The sequence below is a fragment of the Microbacterium sp. WCS2018Hpa-23 genome (assembly GCF_031843845.1).
GTDB lineage: Bacteria > Actinomycetota > Actinomycetes > Actinomycetales > Microbacteriaceae > Microbacterium.
Window position 1 is genome coordinate 127,150 of sequence record NZ_JAVTIZ010000003.1, and the last position, 20,430, is coordinate 147,579.

A 20,430-nucleotide genomic window follows, 5' to 3' on the forward strand; every position below is an offset into this window, starting at 1 on the left:
GACCACGTTCGGCTGCCGCTGGGGGAGCTGACGGGCGGCAACGCCATCAGAAGGGGAAGCAAGATGACCGATCAGAATCCGGCGCCGGGGTGGTACCCCGCGCCGCACGCGAATAACGAACAGCGCTACTGGGACGGCATCCAGTGGCTTGAGCCGCAGCCGCCCGCTCCTCCGGCGCCTGCCGATGCAGCGACGGTGGTGTTCCCTGCGACCCCGTCGACATCGGATGCGCCCACTCAGGTGTTCCCTGGAACCGGGTCGCCCGCAGATGCGCAGACAGTCGCGTTCCCTGCCGGACCGCCCTCAGCCGCCGACCTGGTCGACACGGCAGCCCCTGGGTACCCGAGCATGCCGCCCAGCCCCACGGGTGCCTCCGCTGGGTTCGACGCGCCCCCGCCTGCCGGGTTTGCTGCAGCTCCGTCAGCTCCCGCGCGCAAGTCGAAGAAGAAGGGGTGGATCATCGGCGGTTCGATCGCCGCTGGAGTCATCGTGATCAGCAGTGTGGCCAGTGCGATGGGCGGCGGCGGCAAGACCGAGGTCGCAGACGAGAAGCCCGCAGCGTCGACCGTCACCGTAGAGGAAGAGCCGGTCGAAGAGCCGGTGGTGATGGTTGCGGTTCCGGACGTCACCGGGCAGACCGCGACCGAGGCGCTCGTCACGCTCACGGCCGCGGGGCTGAATCCCCCGGTGCTCACAGCTCTCGCGGATCCTCTCGCGAAGGTGCTGTCGACGAGCCCCGCTGCGGGCACGGAGGTCGAAGAGGGAACCGAGATCACCCTCACCCTCGAAGAGAAGCCTGTCTTCACACTCGGGCAGCAGAACGCCATCAACTCGGCGAAGAGCTACCTCAGCTATAGCGGTTTCTCGCGAACAGGACTGATCGGCCAGCTCGAGTACGAGGGCTTCAGCACCGAGGACGCGACGTTCGCCGTGGACAACGCGGGTGCAGATTGGAATGCTGAGGCGGCCGAGACCGCGCAGCAGTACCTCGACTACTCGTCGTTCTCGCGGCAGGGGCTGTACGACCAGATGGCGTACGAAGGCTTCCTGCCCGCCGAGATCGAGTTCGGTCTCGCGGCCGTCGGATACTGAGCACGTAGCGGCAAAGAGGCAGGCTCCGCCTTCGGGTGGGGCCTGCCTCTTACGTGAGCCGGAACACGACTTCGCTAGGGTGAAACACACACCATGACCTGAGGGGGATCACGATGTCTTCTGCTGCAACCACCACTTTCCACTCGAACGCCGACGCCACGACCACGGCGGCTGCCGTGCAGAAAGTGCTCGCCGACAACAAGGCCAAGATCCTGGGCCAGGCGCCCGACGGCACCACGATCGACTTCCAGACCAAGAAGACGCTGTTCAACTGGGAGCTCCTCGGACGCGCGATCACGACGCCCGCGGCATCCGGCTCTGACGTGCACCTGTCGCTCGACGTGCACCACAACCGTCCGCCGGCACTCATGGACGGCGTGAAGAACAAGAAGGCCCTCGAGAAGCTTGCGGGGCAGATTCAAGCAGCCATCGGCTGACGGGTCGAAGGCGTTTCGTCTCGCTTCGCTCGCTCAACGACCGAGGTGCTACTCGAACCCGCCGGTCAGCCGTCCCCGCATCCGCTGACTGCTCTCGTTCATCCCGATGATCTCGACGCTCTTCCCGAGCCCCGTGTACTTCGTCTCGATCGCGTCCAGCGCGGCGACGGTCGATGCATCCCAGATGTGCGATCCCGACAGGTCGACAACGACGGAGTCGGGGTCGGAAGAGTACGAGAACAACGTCGTCAGGTCGTTGCTCGAGGCGAAGAACAGCTCCCCGTTCACGACATACGTGACCGAATCCCCGGAAACAGAAACAGTCCGGGACACCGACACGAAGTGCGCCACCCTCCGCACGAACAGCACCGACGCGACCAGCACCCCACCGACAACGCCGATCGCGAGGTTGTGCGTCAGCAAGACCAAGACGACGGTAGAAACCATCACGAACGTCTCGCTCTTCGGCATCCGCTTGAGGGTCGACGGCTTGACGCTGTGCCAGTCGAAGGCTCCGATCGCGACCATGATCATCACCGCGACGAGGGCCGCCATGGGGATCGTGCTGACGAAGTCGCCGAAGACGACGACCAGCAGGAACAGGAAGATGCCTGCACAGAACGTCGAGATGCGGGTGCGGGCTCCTGAGGCCTTGACGCCGATCATGGTCTGGCCGATGACGGCGCATCCGCCCATGCCCCCGAAGGTCCCCGAGAGGATGTTCGCCACGCCCTGAGCCCACGACTCCCGCGTCTTGTTCGAGTGGGTGTCGGTGATCTCGTCGACGAGCTTCGCGGTGAGCAGCGACTCCATGAGTCCGACCAGAGCGACTCCGAGCGCGAACGGCGCAATGATCGTGAACGTCTCCCACGTCAGCGGCACGTTCGGGATGAACAGCTCCGGCAGGCTCTTGGGCAGCTCGCCCTGATCGCCGACCGTCGGCACGGTGATCGCGAACGCCAGCACCACAGCTGTCACGATGACCACCGACACGAGCGGCGCCGGCACGACCTTGGTGATCTTCGGCATTACGATCATCACGACGATTCCCAGCGCGACCAGCGGATAGACCATCCACGGCGCATCGATCAGCTGCGGGAACTGCGAGCTGAACACGAAGATCGCCAGCGCGTTCACGAACCCGACCATGACACTGCGCGGAATGAAACGCATCAGCTTCGCGACGCCCAGCACCCCGAGGAGCACCTGGAAGATGCCGGCGAGGATCACGGTCGCGATGAAGTAGTCCATCCCATACGTCGGCGCGACCGGTGCGATCACGAGCGCGACGGCTCCGGTCGCCGCGGTCACCATCGCCGGACGCCCACCGAGGAACGCGATCGACACCGCCATGATGAACGACGAGAACAGCCCCACCTTCGGGTCGACCCCCGCGATCACCGAGAACGCGATCGCCTCGGGAATCAGCGCGAGCCCCACGACCAGACCCGCGAGCACCTCGCGCGTCAGCATCCGCGGACTCTTCAGTGCTTGAAGGACGGTGGGATTCGCCCGATAGCGGGCACGATCGTCGACCGTGGTTGCAGACATGGGGATGCTCCAGAGAAGGTGCCCGGGGATGGGGCAGAACAGTTAAGGGTACGGCGGATGCTGCAGGGGCGAGTTCGTGTCGCTCGTGCGCGGCAGCGGGGAAGCCATTCGGACGTGTTCCGGGCGCTCGTCCTTCCGGCTCAGCCGCCGATGCGCGCTCAGGGCTCCGGGGCGTACGCAGAGAACCCGCCGACGACGCGAAACCTCAGCCCGAGCTCTGCCTGGATCGCCTCGACGAGAGCGTTCCCTTCCTCTATCCACCGGCGCCCTATCTCGGGGTGAGGCCAGTGGATCGTCTTCTGAGGGTTGAGCGTGAACTTCCACTCGTCGTTCCACGCGCGGATACGTGCCTGAAGTTCTCTCGACAGACGAGGAGAGAATATGCCCACCACCCGTTGCGAGCTTGCCCATTCCGGCATGATGACGAGCTCTACGGGGGCCTCGTCGGGAACAGGTGTCGACAGCATCCACCTAGTCCATTGGGCTGCGCCCGGATCGTCAAGCGCTCGCGTTCGGATGGACACGACAGCGCTGTGCGGGTGCCGGTCCGGATCCGCACGCCGACGTCGAGCGCTGTGAACACGAGCGGGAGCGATATGCGCAGCCATTTTCGATAAAGAGAGGCAGTAAACGCATCAAGTGGCATCGAATGATGTGCACTCTGCTCCCAGATTTTGCGCGCACCCCGTCTCGGGCGGATACTCATCCCATCCGCGCCGACCGTCTCGGCCGGGGAATCGACATGCACAGCACCCCTGCTCTCGCCCCTGAAACGACCATCGCCATCGTCGGCGCCGGCCGTCTCGGCGGCGTACTCGCACGGGCCCTGCGGGCAGCGGGCTTCGTCGTCATCGGACCCCTGCGCCGCGAAGACCGAGCTCCGGATGCCGACATCGCACTGCTCTGCGTTCCCGATTCCGCCATCCCCGCCGTGGCGTTCGCGGTTCGACCGCACGCGCGGCTCGTCGCGCATGTCTCGGGTGCGACGCCTCTCGCCGACGTCGACTTCAGCCTCCACCCGCTGCAGACCTTCACCGGAACCGAGACTCCCGAGGTCTTCCGCGGAATCGGCGTCGCCATCGACGGCCGCACACCCGAGGCACTCGAGGTGGCCGAGCAACTCACGCGGGCGCTGGGCGCGAACCCGTTCCGCGTCGACGACGCCCACCGCGCGGAGTATCACGCCGCCGCATCCTTCGCCTCGAACTTCGTGCTCACCGTGCTCGACGCGGCCGAACACCTCGCGAAGGACGCCGGCGTCGACCGCGCGCACCTCGCACCGCTCGTGCGGCAGACGGTCGACAACTGGGCGGCCTCCGGTGCTGTGGCCGCTCTCACCGGGCCGATCGCGCGCGGCGACGAAGCGACCGTGGCGCGGCAGCGCGCAGCATCCGTCGACTACCAAGACCTCTTCGACGCGCTCGCCACCGCCACCCGTGCGGTCGCCGGGCGCGCGCCACATGCAACCACCCCTGACGCGACTGCCGACACGACCGCCGATCACGCCGCCACCCCCGAGGAGCCCGAGGCATGAGAATCCTCGGCACGATCGCCGAGGTGCGAGCCGCGGTCCGCGACGCCAAGGCAGCGGGCCGGTCCGTCGGACTCGTGCCGACCATGGGCGCCTTCCACGAGGGGCACCTCTCGCTCATGCGTGCCGCACGCGAGCAGAACGACCTCGTCGTCGTCTCGCTCTTCGTCAACCCGACCCAGTTCGCCGCGAACGAAGACCTCAGCAGCTATCCGCGCGACGAGGCCCGCGACGCTGCGCTCGCCGAGTCCGCGGGCATCGACATCCTGTTCGCACCCGAGCCCGCCGAGATCTATCCCGACGGCTTCGCCACGAACATCCACGTCGCGGGCATCACCGAGGTGCTCGACGGCGCGAGCCGCGGACCCCACCACTTCGACGGCGTCGCCACCGTCGTCACCAAGCTGTTCGGCATCGTGCAGCCCGACGTCGCCTACTTCGGACAGAAGGATGCGCAGCAGGTGCTCGTCGTCCGCCGCGTCGTGCGCGACCTGAACCTCGACGTGCGCATCGAGGCCTGCCCGATCGTCCGCGAGCCCGACGGCCTCGCCATGAGTTCGCGCAACGTCTACCTCGACGCGGATGCTCGCGCCCAGGCGACCGCGCTCAACCGCGCCCTCGACGCCGCCGACGCGGCGCACCGATCGGGGGAGAGCATCCTGTCTGGAGCTCAGGCTGTTCTAGACGAGGCGGGAATCGCTGTCGAGTACCTGGAACTTCGGGATGCCGAGACCCTGCAACCAGTCACGGTCGTCGACCGTGACGCGCTGCTGCTCGTCGCCGCCCGCGTCGGCGCCGCCCGACTGATCGACAACCACCTGCTGAGAGGGGTCGCCCGATGAGCGCCCACGCCGCACCGACCAAACGCCTGACCCTGGGTGGTCTGGCCGCGAAGAAGCAGTCCGGCGAGCCCATCGTCATGGTCACCGCGTATGACTATCCGAGCGCGCAGATCGTCGAGGAGGCCGGGGTCGACATGGTGCTCGTCGGCGACTCGGCCGCGATGACCGTGCTCGGCTACGACAGCACCGTGCCCGTCACGATCGACGAGATGCTCATGCTCACGAAGGCCGTGCGCCGTGGACTCGAGAAGCCGCTGCTCGTCGGCGACCTGCCCTTCGGCTCGTATGAGGCGTCGGACGAACTCGCCCTCGCGACCGCCCAGCGCTTCATCAAGGAGGCCGGCGTCGACCTCATCAAGATCGAGCGCGGCGGCACGACGGTCGACCGTGCCCGCGCGCTGGTGAATGCCGGCATCCCCGTAGTCGGACACGTCGGACTCACCCCGCAGACCGCGACCTCCCTCGGCGGATACCGCGCCCAGGGACGCACCGCCGATGCCGCGCTCGCCGTGATCGAAGACGCCCTCGCGCTGCAGGATGCCGGAGTCTCGGTGCTCGTCATCGAAGCCGTGCCGTCGGAGGTCACCGCGGCCCTCGCGCCCCTGCTGCGCATTCCGTTGATCGGCATCGGCGCGGGAGCGGATGCCGACGGCCAGGTGCTCGTCTTCCACGACCTGCTCGTCTTCCACGACCTGCTCGGCATCTACGCCGGCGGCGTCGCCAAGTTCGTCAAGCGCTATGCCGATGTGCGGGGAGTGTCGGTCGCCGGAGTGCAGGCGTATGCCGACGAGGTACGCGACGGCGTGTACCCCGCGCCCGAGCACGGATACGGGATGCCCGAGGCTGAGGCCGCGCGACTGCGGGAGCTGCTCGCGGGGCGGTAGGTCGCGACGGCGTCCGGCATCCCGCGGGAGCGCCTACTCCGCCCGGCGCACCCGCAGCACCAGCGCGACGAGCGCGAGCACGATGACCGCGACCCCGTATCCGACGCACACGACTCCGAGCCCGAACACCCCGACCAGCGTTCCGGCGACCACTGCGGGCACTCCGAACGCGAGGTAGGCGAGCAGGTAGATCACGGCGAACGTGTCGGCGCGGTCGGTCGCGGGGATGCGCGGTGCGAGCGAGCCGACGACCCCCGAGAAGGCGGTGCCGAATCCCATGCCGGTGATGGCGGTCGCGGCGAGATAGAAGGGGAGCGACTCGGCTGAGAGGGCCCAGAGCGAGAGAGCGGTTCCCGTCGCGAGCGCCGCGGTGCCGAAGATCACCGACGTGCGCGGCGTGCGGTTGCGGAACGCGAACGCGGTGATCGCGCCGACTCCCGCGAGCATCGCGACCGCGAGCCCTTGCCAGACGTGCGCCTCGCCGCCGAGCTCGGTGCGCACGATGTTCGCGCCGAGTGAGAGGAAGAGTCCACCGGTCGCCCATCCGGCGATGATCGCGGGCGCGCCTCGCCAGAAGTCCGAGCGGATGCCGGCCGGCACCGACAGGCGGAAGCTCAGCGACGCGAGTGCTCCCGGTCGCAGCGGTGCGGTCTCGGGCGCGAGGAAGAAGAGCGCGGCGAGCACGATGTAGACGACGGTCAGCGGTGCGAACACGTCGAGCAGCGGCTCGCCGGTCAGATCGAGAGCGATGCCCGAGATCAGCGCGCCGAGAGCGAGGCCGATGCCGGGGCTGAGGGCGTTCCACAGGGCGGCGACCCTCGACCGTCCGCCGGGAGCGAGGTCGAGCGCTGCGGCCGAGAGTGCAGCGATGAGCACACCACTCGCCGCACCCTGCAGGATGCGCGCGAGCATGAGCGTCGCGACGGTGTCTGCATGCCAGAAGAGCAGCATGCTCACGGCGAGTAGGAGGAGTCCGCCGATCGCGACAGGGCGTCGCCCGACATGGTCGGAGAGCGACCCCGCGGTGAGCAGCGCAAGCAGCAGGGCGATCGCGTACACGGCGAACACGGCGCTGATCACGATCGCGTCGAACCCGATCTCGGCCGCGAGCACCGGATAGAACGGCGACGGCGCGCTCGCACCCATCATCATCGCGATCTGCGTGACGATCGCCAGCGCGAAGCCGAAGCGCGGGCGGCGGATCGGCTTCGCCGTCGACGCGGTGGTTGCGATCGGCGAAGTGGTGGTCATCTGTGCTCCCGCGGGTCTGGGGTCGAGTCCGAGGTCTCGAACGAGTTAGGTTCGAGAATCATCGAACTATCGGAGCGTACTCGCCTTCCCGCGATTGTTCAACTATTCTCGAACCATGCCAGGCGACCTCCCGCATCCGGATCGTTCCGAGATCCAGCTCACCGACGTGCTCTTCGCGCTCAGTGACCCCGAGCGCCTGGCCATCGCTCGACAGCTCGCCGACGGCCCGCTCGACATGGCCGCGTGCCACGCGACCGACCCGAACCTCCCCAAGTCGACCAAGTCGCACTTCATGAAGGTGCTGCGCGAAGCGGGCGTCATCCGCAACGAGCCCAACGGACGGCGACGGATGCTGACGCTGCGCCGTGACGATCTCGACTCGCTCTTCCCGGGGCTGCTGGACTCGGTGCTGCGCGCCTAGGACGCGAAGGGGCGCACGGGGTCGGAGTGCCGGATTCTCGGGGCGAGCTCGCCACAGGGGAGGAGGACCGCCTCTCGGGAGGAGAGATTCTCGAAAAACCTCCTCCCCAGGCGCAGTTCTCCTCCCGGGGCTGTGGGCTGTGCGCGGGGTGAAGGCGGGGCGTGCGGGTGTGAGGGCCGACTCTCGCGAGACGACTCTCCCGGGAGGGGATGCCCCGGCGACGGGACGCGCCCGAAGCTCAGCGGAAGTACGACGCCCCGTTGAGGTCGAGCACCGTGCCCGACGCCCATGCGGCAGCGGGCGAGGTGAGGTAGGCGACGGCATCCGCCACCTCTTCGGGAGTGCCCACGCGACCGAACGGACTCTGCCCGCGGATGCTGTCGCCCTGCTCGCCATCGAGCTTCGCCGACTGGCGCTCGGTCGAAACCATCCCGGGTGCGACCGACGTGACCGAGATCCCGTGAGGGGCGAGAACCAGGGCCATTGACTGGCCGAACGCCTGCAGCCCCGCCTTCGTCGCGGCGTACGCGGGGTGATCGGCCTCGCCGCGGAATGCACCGCGTGAGCCGACGTTGACGATCGCTCCGCCCGCGCCGCGCTCGATCATGTGCTGCGCCACGAGCATCGTCACGTTCGACGCTCCGAGCAGGTTCACCGAGACCATCGCAGACCACGCGGCCTGCCACTCGGCGTACGACGTCGAGTCGACGCGATGCTCATTCGCCGCACTCGGCGCGACCGCCGCGTTGTTCACCAGGATCTCGAGCGAGCCCAGCGCGGCGATGGCCTCCTCGACCACGCGCTGCGCCTCAGCCGGATCATCCAGGTCGCCGCCCACGAGAGCATGCCCCGAACCGTCGAGCGAGGCGAGTGTCGCCTCGGCAGCGGCGCGATCCCGGCCGTAGTGCACGACGACCCGATCGCCTCTGCGCGCGAACGCCTGGGCGACAGCGCGGCCGATTCCGCGCGAACTGCCCGTGATCAGTGCATTCGCCATCTCAGGACGCGACCTGCGCTCGTCCGATCGTGCGCACCGGCGGCTCGATCTCCGCCCACACCGAATCGAGCGAGAGGTGCAGCACGCCCGCGATCGCCGCGATCGTCGAGAACGCGGGAGTCGCCACGCGACCCGACTCGATCTTGCGCAGGGTCTCGGGCGAGACTCCGGCGTCGAGAGCGACGCTCAGCATCGACCGCTCGCCACGCGCTCGCCGCAGCAGCGCGCCGAGACGCTCGCCTCGTTCGACCTCGGCGGGGGTCAACGGCATCCGAACCATCATGTGCCCATTCTAATACCGGGATAGTATTACCGGGATAGTTATTGGAACCACAGCGACCCGGATGCGGAGAGCACCATGATCGAGATCCTCACGAGCGACGAACTGGCCAGGGCGAGGGATGCCGGCGCGCTCGTCGGCAGCATCCTGCGGTCGCTGAAAGAGCGCACGAGGGTCGGCGTGAACCTGCTCGACCTCGACCGCTGGACCAAGCAGATGATCGAGGATGCCGGTGCCGAGTCCTGCTACGTCGACTACGCCCCGTCGTTCGGCCGCGGACCCTTCGGCCACTACGTCTGCACCGCTGTGAACGACGCGGTGCTGCACGGGATGCCGCACGACTACGCCCTCGCCGACGGTGACCTGCTCACGCTCGACCTCGCCGTCACACTGCGGGGGATCTCGGCCGATGCCGCCATCAGCTTCGTGGTGGGAACCACCCGGGCATCCGCCGACCTCGCGCTGATCGACGTGACCGAGCGCGCGCTCGCCGCGGCCATCGCCGTCGCCCGTCCCGGTGCCCGCATCGGCGACCTCTCGCACGCGATCGGCACGGTGCTCAGCAACGCGGGATACCCGATCAACCTCGAGTTCGGCGGCCACGGCATCGGCTCGACCATGCACCAGGATCCGCACGTCGCGAACGACGGACGCCCCGGTCGTGGCTACAAGCTGCGCCCCGGCCTGCTGCTCGCTCTCGAGCCATGGGTGATGGCCGATACGGACGAGCTGATCACCGACGCCGACGGCTGGACTCTGCGCAGCGCCACCGGCTGCCGCACCGCCCACACCGAGCACACGATCGCGATCACGGAAGACGGAGCGGAGATCCTCACGCTCCCGCGCTGACGACGAGTCGGCACACGCTCACGTCGTGCGCGACGCACCCCTCGAACCACCACGCACCCGACGCACCGCGCGTCCGGCCAGGTCCTTCAACCGTCCGCCGGGCCACTGCCGCCGCAGTTCGACCGCGCCGCCATGCCCTGCGACCGGAGTGCAGGTGCGACCGGCGAGCAGCGGTGAATGTCCGGCGGCGGCGAGCGTCGCGGCATCCGCCGTGAGGGGAACGTCGAAGGTCCACCCGGCCCGCCGCACAGTCACGAACAGCCTCGCGCCGCGCGACTCGTCGTCGGGCCCGAAGACCTTCAGTGGATCGATCGCGAGAGCGACCGCGCCGAGATTCCGAGGCTTCACGCGCGCTACGCGGCGCTCGACCCCCGCAGCCTTGTCGCGCAGCACCAGTTCGACCCGGTCGTTCTGCAGCTCGCGGCCGGCTTCGAGCAGGCCGGTGGGCAGGCCGTCCATCGCCACGGGGAGCGAGGTCAGCACGCCGGTGCCGGGCTCGACGACGAGAGCATCCTGCCCATCGCGGGTGATCGACACGGCGACCGTCAGATACAGCCCGCCACCCCGTGACCACCGCGCCGACGTCACGACGGCGCGGCAGGTCGTCTCGACCTCGAACCGCGCGAACGTCACGAGATCCGCACGGCGGTCGGCCCGCAGCAGCGCGGCCCTGATCCGATTCGGAAATGACAGGCCTCCGTCGACGCCCGGTCCGAACCGACGCTGCGCGAGCGGCCCGACCACATCGAGCAGCCGCTCGCGGTACTCGTCGGGGTACGCGAGGAACTTCTTGCCCGTCAGCCGCTTCAGGATCTTGCCGCGGAACCAGTGCCGCAGCAGCCGATCGCGCAGTCGCCCGGGTTCCGTGTACCGCTCGACCAGGTCGAGCACGGCCTCGAGATGCGGGAAGTACGACTCCGGATCGATCCGCGACGAGCTCGCACTGCCCGCGTGCTTCACCCACGCGTAGCAGGGCTGGCTCGCGAGGATCGAGATCGTCGACGCCTCGAAGTATGCGCGCATGACGAACAGATGATCCTCGAGGCGCACCTTGCCCTCGGGGAAGCGGATGCGATTGTCGCGCAGGAACGACGTGCGGAACATCTTGTGCGGCGTGAGCATCTCGAGCAGCGGATCCTCGCCGAGCCGCGCCTGGGGCACATCGCGACGGAAGATCCGGCTCGGCAGTCGGCGCCCGATCCCGACCTCCTTGCCGACCACGACGTCGGAGCCGTGCTGGTCGGCGTAGTCGCATAGCGCCTCGAGCGCACCGGGGTAGAGCCAGTCATCCTGATCGACGAACTGGATGTACGTGCCTCGCGCCTCGTCGATCCCGTGGTTGCGGGGCGTGCCCGGCCACCCGGAATGCGGCAGGAACGCCACATGCATGTAATCCCGATCGCGGGCGACCTCGACCAGCCGTGCCGCGGTCGCCTTGCCCGATCCGTCGTCGCACAGCAGCACCTCGAAGCGTGAGTGATCGAGCGTCTGCGCGTCGAGTGAGGCGATGAGTTCGTCGAATGCCGCACCCGGCTTGAACACGGGAACGACCACGCTCACTCGGATCGAGGTGGACGCGGGCTGAACGGCAGGGGAATTCGACATCGACGGCAGTCAAACACCGAGAGCTATGGGGCGCACGGGGCTTGCGCTCAGGCGCGAATGCGTGCAGGAGAGTCAGCGGCTCCGTCCGTGCGCCTCCGCGCGAGAACGCAGAAAATCCCGGACATCCTGATCGTCGGCGAGTGCGATCGCCCTCGCGTACGCATCCCTCGCATCCCGGCCTGCCTCCGCGAGCAACTCCGCTCTCGCCGCCCAGTAGGGCTGGAATCCCTCGGCATCCGGCGGAAGCGCGTCGAGTCCCGACTCGGGCCCCTCGATGCGCGCCGTCACCACGGCGGCCGCCACCCGGGCTCCGAGAGTCGGTGCGACCGCGAGCAGCGCGGAGTACAGCATCCGCAGCGCCTCCCAGTCGGTGCGGCCCGTTCGGCGACGGTCGCAATGCACCGCCTGGATCGCCGCCTCCAGCTGGAACCTCCCCGGCGCGTCCGCAGGCTGCGCTCGCCGCAGATACGCCTCGCCCTCGGCGATCAGTGCGGCATCCCACGACCCGGGATCCTGCTCGTCCAGCGGCACGAACTCCCGCGATCGCCGCGCCAACGTCAGCGTCGCGAGAGCCGCGAGACCCCACGCCTCGGGCTCGTCCTCGAGCAGCCCGGCGAGGGTCGCGGCGAGATACTGCGCCTCGCCCGCGAGCGAATCGCTGTCTCCTCTCCACGTCAGCGCGGCGCACCCGTACACGGCTTCGAGCACAGCGGGCAGCCGCTCGGGCATCGCTCCCCGCTCGGGAATCGCGAACGGGATGCGGGCGTCCTTGATGCGCCTCTTCGCCCGCACCAGTCGCTGCGCCATCGCTGCGGGCGGCACCGCGAACGCGCGGGCGATGTCGGCCGAGTCGAAGCCGAGCACGGCCTGCAGCATCAGCGGAGCGCGCACCGCCGGGTCGATAGCCGGATGCGCGCACGAACAGCAGCTCGAGCCGCTTGTCGCCGATCGCCAGCGGATCGTGCTCGGCGAACGGATCGTCGCGTGCGCTCTCCTCGTCGAGAGGAGCGGATGCTCTCGCCGCAGCCGACTTCCACACGTCGCGCAGTCTGTTCCTGGCCACGGTCAACAGCCACCCTTCCGGGTTGTCGGGCACCCCGGCATCCGGCCAGCGTCGTAATGCCTCTTCGAACGCTCCCGACAGGGAGTCCTCCGCGAGCGCGAGGTCACCCGAGCGGGCAGCGAGCAGCGCGACGAGCCGGCCATAGGAGGTCCGCGCCGCGCTCTCGGCGGCGGCCCGGACCTCCTCGGGGATCATCGGTTCGGCATCCAGACGCCGTCGACGGTGAAGACGGCGCCGGGCCGGACCTCGACCGTGCCCCAGAATGCCGGAGGCGCCTGTCGGGCGAACCCGATCGCCGCGTCGAGATCGGCGACGTCGATCACGACCGTCCCGCCGAGATGCTCCTTGGTGTCGGCGAACGGGCCGTCCTGCACCTGCAGCTCTCCGTCGCGCACCCGCACCGTGGTGCTGACGGTTGACGGCTGCAGGACCTCGGCGGAGATCAGCACCCCGGCCGACTGCAGGGTGGCGGCATAGCTCGCGAACGCGGCCTGCCCCTGTTCGAGGGCCTCGGCCCCCAGAGTCTCGGCGTCGAGCTCTTCGTAGTGCAACAGCAGTGTGTAGCGCATGGTCTCTTCCTCGCTGTTCGACGGTCAGCGTACAGAGGGATGACGATCGAGCGATCGGCCGATCGACACATCCGCCGAAGAAATCTCCCACCCGGTTTCGAATCGCGCACTTGGCCGATAAAAGCCGTGAAATCGAGCCAAGTGAGCGATTCGAACGAAAACTCCCACCCACCACTCAGCCTTAACGATATATCGTTGACTATCGCTCACCACTTCCGGGAGGTCACCATGAACAACGCATTCCCCTTCGGCACCGGCGCAGGCAACGGCGCAGGCAACACCGACAACCCGCTGGGCGGCATCTTCGGATCCGGCGGCTTCGGCGGAGCCAGCGGACCGGCCGGCACCCTCTTCGACGCACTCGACCAGCTGCGCAAGTCGTTCGAGCAGCGCCCCAGCGGCGGCACCCGCATGGCCAAGGGCGACGTTCGCGCCGCGGTGCTCTCGCTCCTCGCCGAGAAGCCGATGCACGGCTACCAGATCATCAACGAGATCGCCGAGCGCAGTGGCGGCTCGTGGAAGCCGAGCGCAGGCTCGGTCTACCCGACGCTGCAGCTGCTCGCCGACGAGGGCCTGATCGAGGCCGAAGAGCAGAACGGTCGCAAGACGTACTCGCTCACCGAGGCCGGTCGTGCGGTCGCGACCGAGACCACCGAGGCACCGGCACCCTGGGAGTCGAGCTCGACGAAGGACGGTCACCGCAACGATCCCCGCTTCACGGCTCTGCCCAAGGCGGGCGTCGACCTCGCAGCGGCAGCCGCGCAGGTGGGCCGCAGCGGATCGCCTGAGCAGGTGCAGGCGGCGATCGAGATCCTCGATGACGCCCGCCGTAGGCTGTACTCGATCCTCGCTCAGGACTGATCGCACACGACCCAGGGACGACACATGACGGATGCTGCGGCGCAGGGCGCCCATCGTGCCCGGTACCGCCGCATCCTCTCCTTCGCGGCGCGTGAATTCCTCAAGATCTGGTGGTTCGAGCTCGTCCTGCCGAAGTTCGGTCTGAGTTCCGTCTCGGAGCGCACCCGTGCGCCGCGCATGCAGCGCTTCGCGAAGCGCTTCCACGTGCTCGCCGTCGAGCTCGGCGGCCTCATGATCAAGGTCGGCCAGTTCATGTCGTCGCGCCTCGACGTGCTGCCGCCCGAGATCACCAAAGAGCTCGAGGGACTGCAGGACGAGGTCCCGTCCGTGCCGTTCTCCGGCATCCGCGCTGCCGCCGAGGCCGAGCTCGGCATGCCGCTGGAACAGGCCTACGCCTGGTTCGACGAGACGCCGGTGGCCGCGGCATCCCTGGGGCAGGCGCATCGCGCCCGTCTCGCAGCCCAGGATGCCGTCGACACCGGACTCGGCAACGTGGTCGTCAAGGTGCAGCGCCCCGGCATCGACGAGATCGTCGCGGTCGACCTCGCCGCGCTCCGCCGCGTGGCCCGGTGGCTGACGCGCGTGCGGCTGGTCGCCGACCGCGTCGACGCCCCCGGTCTCGTCGAGGAGTTCGCGCAGACGAGCCTCGAGGAGATCGACTACCTGCACGAGGCGGCCAGCGCCGAGCGGTTCCGCGAGAACTTCGCCGAGGATGCGCGCGTCAGCGCCCCCGAGATCGTCTGGGAGCGTTCGACCCGCCGCGTGCTCACGCTGTCGGACGTCACTGCCATCAAGATCAACGACACGGATGCTCTGCGCGCAGCGGACATCGATCCGTCGGAGGTCGCCGACGTGTTCGCCGAGGTCATGTTCGACCAGGTGTTCACGCACAGCTTCGTGCACGCCGACCCGCACCCCGGCAACATCTTCGTGACGCCGGAGCCGGCAACCACCGGCCGCAACTTCCGGCTCACCTTCATCGACTTCGGGATGATGGCCGAGGTTCCGGCGAGCCTTCGCGACGGACTGCGCACGCTGCTCATCGCGGTCGCCGGCCGCGACAGCAAGGGTCTCGTGGCCGCTGCGCAGGAGGTCGGCGTGCTGCTGCCGTCGGCCGACACCGCCGAGCTCGAACGCGCTCTGCGGGCGCTCTTCGCCCGCTTCGGCGGCATGGGCTTCGCCGAGCTGAGCAAGGTCGACCCGAAGGAGTTCACGGACTTCGCCGACGAGTTCGGCGACATGGTGCGCTCGCTCCCCCTGCAGCTTCCCGAGAACATGCTGCTGCTGATCCGCGCGGTCTCGCTGACCTCGGGCATGTGCTCGAGCCTCGACCCCACCTTCAACGTGTGGGATGCCGCCGAGCCCTACGCCGGGCGGCTGCTGCGCGACGAGTCGGGCAACCTCATGCAGGACATGGCGCAGCAGGCCATGGAGACCGCCGCCGTCACCTACCGCCTTCCCAAGCGGATCGACGCGATCATCACCCGCGTCGACGACGGCAACGTCTCTTTCGACACCTCGCGCCTCGAGCGTCGCCTCGACCGGCTCGAGGGCATCGCGCGCCGCATCGGATCCGGGGTGCTGTTCGCCGCGATGCTCGTCGGCGGAGCGCTGCTCGTGCCCTCGATCCCGCCGCTGGGCATCACCCTCCTCTGCGTCTCGGCCCTGCCCCTGTTGCACGCGGTCTTCGGCGGGCGTCGCTCGCGCTGACGTTTGCGGGCACGAGCTGACGCGCCCGGAGAACCCAGAGCATCCGGCATCCGCCCGGCGTGTGCGGCCCCGCCGCTCGCGCTGACGCTACCCCGGCGCTCGCGCTGAGGCGCCCGGACTGCTCGCGCTGACGGTTGCGGGCACGCGCTGACACGCCCTGAAAACCCAGAGCATCCGGCATCCGCCCGGCGTGTGCGGCCCCGCCGCGCCGCGGATCGACCGAGTGATCTGGGTTTTCCCGTCCCGGCCGCAGAATGCCGGCATGGGAGAATGGGTTCCCATGGACACTCCGGACGATAAGACGCCCCCGAGGAACGACGCTCCGAAGACCACGACCGCCGCGATCAGGCAGGCCGCGAAGGCCACCGAGACCGCCCAGAAGATCGTCCGGGACATCGCTGCCGTGCCGCCTCGTGGCGTGCATCCGGCGCTCGTGCCCGGGGTCTCGGTCGAAGAGACCGGCCGCACCTACCGCACCGATCCGCTGGTGTTCGGCCTCGCCGTCGCGCTGACCGTCGCGTTCATCGCGTGGGGCGTGTTCGCGGGTGACAACCTCTCGGGCACGACCTCGACCGTGCTCGCCTGGGTCGTGGAGTACTTCGGCTTCTTCTTCACGACGATCGCCACCGTCATCCTCGTCTTCATGCTGTTCGTCGGCTTCAGTCGCTACGGACGCATCCCCCTCGGCCGCGACGACGAAGAGCCCGAGTTCTCGATGTTCTCGTGGATCTCGATGCTGTTCGCGGCAGGAATGGGCATCGGTCTCGTCTTCTGGGGCGCTGCCGAGCCGCTCACCTTCTTCGAGAACCCGCCGCCCGGCACCGTCGAGGCCAACACTCTCGACGCGATGCACACCGCGCAGGCACAGGTGCTCTACCACTGGGGTCCGCAGGCCTGGGCGTTCTACGCGCTCGTCGGTGGCGCGATCGCCTACGGTGCCTTCCGTCGCGGTCGCACCCCGCTGATCTCGTCGATCTTCGCCCCGCTGCTCGGAGAGGGCCGCACGACCGGACCCCTCGGCCGCACGATCGACATCTTCTCGATCATCGTCACGCTGTTCGGCACCGCCGCCTCTCTCGGCCTCGGCGCCCTGCAGATCGGCCACGGCGTCGAGATCGTCGCGGGAATCGGAGAGCTCGGCAACGGCATCCTCATCGCCGCGATCGCCGTGCTCACCGCGTGCTTCATCGCATCCGCCGTGTCGGGCGTCTCGAAGGGCATCCGCGCGCTGTCGAACATCAATGCGGTCGTCGCGCTGCTGCTCGCCTTCTTCGTCTTCTTCGTGGGTCCGACGCTGCTGATCCTCAACGTCATCCCCTCGGTCGCCGTGCAGTTCCTCGGCGACCTGCCCGAGATGGTCGCCCGATCGGCCTCGCAGGGCGACGAGGCGCAGATGTTCCTCTCGAGCTGGACGATCTTCTACTGGGCATGGTGGATCTCGTGGTCGCCGTTCGTCGGCATGTTCATCGCCAAGATCTCGCGCGGCCGCACGCTCCGCCAGTTCGTGTCGGTCGTCATCGTCGTGCCCGCGGTCATCTCGCTCATCTGGTTCGCGATCTTCGGGACCACGGCGATCCAGCAGCAGATGAACGGCGCGAACCTCACGGTCGATCCCCCCGAGGAAGTGCTCTTCGGCGTGCTTGAAAACCTGCCGTTCCCGCTGATCACCAGCATCGTGCTGATCCTGTTGATCGCGATCTTCTTCATCACCGGGGCGGATTCCGCATCCCTCGTGATGGGCACGCTGTCGCAGCAGGGGCGCCCCGAGCCTTCGCGCTGGGTCGCCGTGGTCTGGGGTGTGCTGGTCGGAGTGATCGCCGCCGTGCTGCTCGTCACCGGCGAGGAGGGCAGCGGGCTCAAATCGCTGCAGAACGTCACGATCATCGCCGCACTGCCGTTCGCGGTGATCATGGCGTTCATGATGGTCGCGTTCATGAAGGACCTCCGGCGCGATCCGCTGATCCTGCGCGACCGGTATGCCCGCATGGCCGTGCGCCACAGTGTCATGGCGGGGCTCGAGGAGTACGGCGACGACTTCGCCCTCGTGCCGGTGGAGTACGACCACTCCGAGGACGACCTCGCCTGGATCGACGAAGCCGACGTCGACGACAGCCTCGCCGAGGTCTACGCGACCGCGACCGAGGCGATCGACATCATCCCGGATGCCGGGGCGATCGCGGCTGCGGATGCGGATGCGGATGCCGGGGCGGATCCCGGTGCGGATCCCGGCGCCGACCCTGCGGGACTCGCCGAGCGCCCTTCTTGACGCCGGGTGCATAAGTGGCCCCGCACGGGTTTCGGCCCGGTGCGGGGTCAATAGAGCATCCGAATCACCCGTTTGCGGTGCGAAAGTGACCCTGCAGGCCGCGGACGATGCGAAAGTGACCCCGCCTGCCTGCCTGGTCCGCGGGTACTCAGGCCGCGACGCGGCTCAGGAGACGGCGGCCGCCTCGGGCGCGCCCGGCGCATCCGCACCAGGCGCGCCCGTCTCGACCGGAACGGCTGCCGCGTCGGTGATCCGGGCGGCCATGCCCGCGAAGATGAACCCGTGGAACGGCAGCACGCCGAGCCAGTACAGGCGGCCGGCGAGTCCGCGGGGGAAGAACACGGCGCGCTGCTCGTAGCGCGACCCTTCGCCGTCCGGCAGCGCCCGCAGCTCGAGCCACGCCTCGCCCGGCACCTTCATCTCGGCGCGCAGGCGCAGCAATCCGCCGCTCGCGGGGGAGGAATCGGTCGCCCGCCCCGGCTCCTCGACGGCCTCGACGCGCCAGAAGTCGATCGCGTCGCCGACCCGGGCCTCGACCTTGCTGCGACGCCCGCGGCGCAGGCCGACGCCGCCGACGAGGCGGTCCATCCACCCGCGCACCGCCCACAGGAACTTCGACGAATACCAGCCGTTCGACCCGCCGATGCCGATGATCACGCGCCAGAGCCCGTCGACCGGCGCGGCCGTCTTCAGCTTGCGGGTGTCGGTGAAGACGGTGCGTCCGGCCCAGTCGGGGTCGCTCGGCAGCGGATCGCTCGGGGCGCCCGAGACCTCGGCATCCTGCCAGCTCGTCTCGATCGTGTCGGCGTCGAGCCGGCCCAGCGCCATCGACACCGCGGTGCGGTACGGCGTCAGCCCGCCATCGGGCTTTGGGATCAGGTCATCGACCGCATGGTCCTTCACGATGCACTCGTTCTGCAGCGAGGCGACGAGCGGACGCGCGATCGACCGCGGAACCGGCGTCACGAGGTTCACCCAGTGCGATGCCAGGCCGGGGGTCAGCACGGGCAGAGCCGCGATCGCCCGCTGACGCAGACCCGCCTCGAGTGCGTAGCCGTTCATCATCTGCCCGTACCGCAGCACGTCGGGGCCGCCGATGTCGACCGCGCGGTTCACATCGGCATCCACTCGCGCGGCGCCCAGCAGGTAGTGCAGCACGTCGCGCACGGCGATCGGCTGGATGCGGTTGCGCACCCACTTCGGCGCCGGCATGTACGGCAGTACATCGGTGAGGTGGCGGATCATCTCGAACGACGCCGATCCCGAGCCGATCACGACCCCGGCCTGCAGCACCAGCGACGGCACGCCGGATTCGAGGAAGATCTCGCCGACCCGCACGCGCGAGCGCAGGTGCGGCGACAGCTTCGCATCCTCGGGATGCAGGCCGCCCAGGTAGACGATGCGACGCACGCCGGCCTTTGCCGCGGCCTCCGCCACCGTGGTGGCCGCGCGCTCGTCGCTCTCTTCGAAGCCCTTGCCCGCGGTCATCGAGTGGATCAGGTAGTACACGACATCGACGTCGCGCATGGCTTCGGCCACGGCATCCGCGTCATCCGCCGAGCCCTCGACGATCTCGCACTCCGGGCCCCAGGGGAAGGATGCCGCGCGCGCGGCGTCTCTGGCGAGCGTGCGCACCCGGTATCCGGCGTTCAGCAGGCGCGGGGTGAGGCGGCCGCCGATGTATCCGGTGGCTCCGAGGACGAGCGCGCGGGGCGCCGATCCATCCTCGCGGGGGAGGGCGCGCAGGGCCTCTTCGTGCCCGGTGGGCTGGGTGAGCTCGGTCATGTCTTGAGCGTAAGCGGAATGCCTGAATATTTCGCTAGGGTGACAATTCACTAGTTCACCTAGTAATCTTTATGCGGAGGAAGGTGAGACGCCATGACGACAGCAGCAGAAGCCCCCACGCGTCGCGATCTGCGGGCGCGCCGGATCGTGAGCCCCGAGGCCGCGTCCGTCACCCTCACCCCGCTGTCCGCCCGCGAGGCCGTGGGCAGGCGCACCGGCATCGACCGCGTCGCCGCTCCCTCGTCGCGCGCGTCGTTCTCGCAGGCTTCCTCGTCGCGCGCTCCGCTCTGGCAGGCCGCAGGCATCGTCGGGCTCATCGCCCTGATCGCCGCCGCCACGCTGCCGCTGATCGCCCAGATCCTCTCGCTCCCGCTGTGAGCGCAAAGACTGTGAGTTCAGAGCCGCATTCCTAGACCGACTGAAGACCACCGCTGAT

General features: G+C 68.7%; 20 protein-coding genes and 1 pseudogene. 11 read left to right on the top strand and 10 right to left on the bottom strand.

From position 1 onward, the window contains the following. The first annotated feature begins 63 nt into the window (after window positions 1-63). Together RQG77_RS06080 and RQG77_RS06085 are read left to right on the top strand one after the other, a co-directional pair. A complete protein-coding gene (locus tag RQG77_RS06080; protein WP_311243934.1) occupies window positions 64-1,092 on the top strand; it encodes an Ltp family lipoprotein in 1,029 nt (342 codons plus the stop codon). A 113-nt stretch (window positions 1,093-1,205) separates the two neighbouring features. Then, window positions 1,206-1,529 carry a hypothetical protein gene (locus RQG77_RS06085; protein WP_311243935.1) on the top strand — a complete coding sequence of 108 codons (324 nt, stop codon included), beginning with the start codon at window positions 1,206-1,208 and terminating at the stop codon, window positions 1,527-1,529. Between the two features lie 48 nt (window positions 1,530-1,577). Here RQG77_RS06085 and RQG77_RS06090 read toward each other — a convergent pair whose 3' ends face one another. Further along, window positions 1,578-3,080: a SulP family inorganic anion transporter gene (locus RQG77_RS06090; RefSeq protein ID WP_311243936.1), complete on the bottom strand. Its 1,503-nt coding sequence runs from the start codon at window positions 3,078-3,080 to the stop codon at window positions 1,578-1,580. Between the two features lie 158 nt (window positions 3,081-3,238). Then, window positions 3,239-3,547 carry a hypothetical protein gene (locus RQG77_RS06095; protein ID WP_311243937.1) on the bottom strand — a complete coding sequence of 103 codons (309 nt, stop codon included), beginning with the start codon at window positions 3,545-3,547 and terminating at the stop codon, window positions 3,239-3,241. Between the two features lie 275 nt (window positions 3,548-3,822). Between RQG77_RS06095 and RQG77_RS06100 the strand changes: the two genes are divergently transcribed. From RQG77_RS06100 to panB, 3 genes are read left to right on the top strand one after another with little or no spacing between them, the layout of a single operon-like run. Further along, window positions 3,823-4,614 (top strand): DUF2520 domain-containing protein, encoded by a 792-nt coding sequence (locus RQG77_RS06100; RefSeq protein ID WP_311243938.1) that lies wholly within the window; start codon window positions 3,823-3,825, stop codon window positions 4,612-4,614. Next, window positions 4,611-5,453 (top strand): pantoate--beta-alanine ligase, encoded by an 843-nt coding sequence (panC, locus tag RQG77_RS06105; RefSeq protein ID WP_311243939.1) that lies wholly within the window; start codon window positions 4,611-4,613, stop codon window positions 5,451-5,453. Before RQG77_RS06100 ends, panC begins: the two co-directional genes overlap by 4 nt. Then, the gene (panB, locus tag RQG77_RS06110; RefSeq protein WP_311243940.1) at window positions 5,450-6,337 is read left to right on the top strand and encodes a 3-methyl-2-oxobutanoate hydroxymethyltransferase; all 888 of its coding nucleotides are present in this window, start codon (window positions 5,450-5,452) and stop codon (window positions 6,335-6,337) included. Before panC ends, panB begins: the two co-directional genes overlap by 4 nt. Window positions 6,338-6,370: 33 nt before the next feature. On the opposite strand, the gene RQG77_RS06115 is transcribed toward panB, so the two are convergent. Then, complete coding sequence (locus RQG77_RS06115) at window positions 6,371-7,588, bottom strand: MFS transporter (RefSeq protein WP_311243941.1); 1,218 nt, start codon at window positions 7,586-7,588, stop codon at window positions 6,371-6,373. A 115-nt stretch (window positions 7,589-7,703) separates the two neighbouring features. Here RQG77_RS06115 and RQG77_RS06120 point away from each other — a divergent pair, with 115 nt between their 5' ends. Further along, window positions 7,704-8,009 (top strand): transcriptional regulator, encoded by a 306-nt coding sequence (locus RQG77_RS06120; RefSeq protein WP_311243942.1) that lies wholly within the window; start codon window positions 7,704-7,706, stop codon window positions 8,007-8,009. A gap of 238 nt (window positions 8,010-8,247) precedes the next feature. On the opposite strand, the gene RQG77_RS06125 is transcribed toward RQG77_RS06120, so the two are convergent. Both RQG77_RS06125 and RQG77_RS06130 read right to left on the bottom strand, forming a co-directional pair. Beyond that, window positions 8,248-9,006, bottom strand: a complete 759-nt coding sequence (locus RQG77_RS06125) for an SDR family oxidoreductase (protein WP_311243943.1) — start codon at window positions 9,004-9,006, stop codon at window positions 8,248-8,250. 1 nt (window position 9,007) lies between these two features. Next, window positions 9,008-9,286, bottom strand: coding sequence for a helix-turn-helix transcriptional regulator (locus RQG77_RS06130; protein WP_311244168.1), 279 nt, complete (start codon window positions 9,284-9,286; stop codon window positions 9,008-9,010). Window positions 9,287-9,364: 78 nt separating this feature from the next. On the opposite strand from RQG77_RS06130, the gene map reads away from it, so the two are divergent. Further along, window positions 9,365-10,135 carry a type I methionyl aminopeptidase gene (gene map / locus RQG77_RS06135; RefSeq protein ID WP_311243944.1) on the top strand — a complete coding sequence of 257 codons (771 nt, stop codon included), beginning with the start codon at window positions 9,365-9,367 and terminating at the stop codon, window positions 10,133-10,135. Window positions 10,136-10,153: 18 nt separating this feature from the next. Here the strand turns inward: map and RQG77_RS06140 are convergent, their stop codons facing one another. The 4 genes and pseudogenes from RQG77_RS06140 to RQG77_RS06155 form a co-directional block, all read right to left on the bottom strand. Further along, the gene (locus RQG77_RS06140; RefSeq protein WP_311243945.1) at window positions 10,154-11,740 is read right to left on the bottom strand and encodes a glycosyltransferase family A protein; all 1,587 of its coding nucleotides are present in this window, start codon (window positions 11,738-11,740) and stop codon (window positions 10,154-10,156) included. 72 nt (window positions 11,741-11,812) lie between these two features. Then, window positions 11,813-12,631 (bottom strand): DUF6596 domain-containing protein, encoded by an 819-nt coding sequence (locus tag RQG77_RS06145; RefSeq protein ID WP_311243946.1) that lies wholly within the window; start codon window positions 12,629-12,631, stop codon window positions 11,813-11,815. Window positions 12,632-12,821: 190 nt separating this feature from the next. Then, window positions 12,822-12,998 (bottom strand): annotated as a pseudogene (locus RQG77_RS06150) (RNA polymerase subunit sigma-70); the annotation flags it as partial. Continuing rightward, complete coding sequence (locus RQG77_RS06155; RefSeq protein ID WP_311243947.1) at window positions 12,995-13,372, bottom strand: YciI family protein; 378 nt, start codon at window positions 13,370-13,372, stop codon at window positions 12,995-12,997. The pseudogene RQG77_RS06150 and the gene RQG77_RS06155, both read right to left, overlap by 4 nt. Window positions 13,373-13,600: 228 nt before the next feature. On the opposite strand from RQG77_RS06155, the gene RQG77_RS06160 reads away from it, so the two are divergent. The 3 genes from RQG77_RS06160 (at window position 13,601) to RQG77_RS06170 (ending at window position 18,209) form a co-directional block, all read left to right on the top strand. Then, window positions 13,601-14,233 (top strand): PadR family transcriptional regulator, encoded by a 633-nt coding sequence (locus RQG77_RS06160; protein ID WP_311243948.1) that lies wholly within the window; start codon window positions 13,601-13,603, stop codon window positions 14,231-14,233. A gap of 24 nt (window positions 14,234-14,257) precedes the next feature. Further along, entirely contained in the window at window positions 14,258-15,943 is a 1,686-nt protein-coding gene (locus RQG77_RS06165) for an AarF/UbiB family protein (RefSeq protein WP_311243949.1), read from the top strand. Window positions 15,944-16,223: 280 nt separating this feature from the next. Next, on the top strand, window positions 16,224-18,209 hold the full coding sequence (locus RQG77_RS06170) for a BCCT family transporter (protein WP_311243950.1): 1,986 nt from the start codon (window positions 16,224-16,226) through the stop codon (window positions 18,207-18,209). 165 nt (window positions 18,210-18,374) lie between these two features. Here the strand turns inward: RQG77_RS06170 and RQG77_RS06175 are convergent, their stop codons facing one another. Further along, the gene (locus RQG77_RS06175) at window positions 18,375-19,994 is read right to left on the bottom strand and encodes an SDR family oxidoreductase (RefSeq protein ID WP_311243951.1); all 1,620 of its coding nucleotides are present in this window, start codon (window positions 19,992-19,994) and stop codon (window positions 18,375-18,377) included. Between the two features lie 93 nt (window positions 19,995-20,087). Here RQG77_RS06175 and RQG77_RS06180 point away from each other — a divergent pair, with 93 nt between their 5' ends. After that, complete coding sequence (locus RQG77_RS06180; protein WP_311243952.1) at window positions 20,088-20,372, top strand: hypothetical protein; 285 nt, start codon at window positions 20,088-20,090, stop codon at window positions 20,370-20,372. The last annotated feature ends 58 nt before the right edge of the window (window positions 20,373-20,430 follow it).